The 253-nt window shown below is 53.8% G+C and carries 1 protein-coding gene; it reads left to right on the top strand.

What is annotated here, in order from left to right:
• On the top strand, nt 1-198 hold a 198-nt coding region (tssD, locus tag AACY19_RS27720), incomplete at its 5' end, for a type VI secretion system tube protein TssD (RefSeq protein WP_339454679.1).
• Between the last annotated feature and the right edge of the window lie 55 nt (nt 199-253).

Raw genomic sequence — 253 nt, 5'->3', positions numbered from 1 at the left:
CAAGAGCACTACTACACCACCAAACTGGAAGACGCGATCATCGTCGCCATCAACAACAAAATGCACAACTGCCAGGACCCGGGCAACGCGCACTTCACCCACCTGGAAGAAGTGCAGTTCACCTACCGCAAAATCACCTGGACCCACGAAGTATCCGGTACTTCGGGTTCCGATGACTGGCGTGCTCCAGTCGTTTAATTACGGCTGATCGTTACAAGCATCGGCCAGCTCTGCTGGTCGATGTTGTTTACGC

This window comes from Pseudomonas sp. EA_5y_Pfl2_R50 (genome assembly GCF_963970475.1).
Classification (GTDB): domain Bacteria; phylum Pseudomonadota; class Gammaproteobacteria; order Pseudomonadales; family Pseudomonadaceae; genus Aquipseudomonas.
This window is presented reverse-complemented; position numbering and strand designations above follow the sequence as displayed.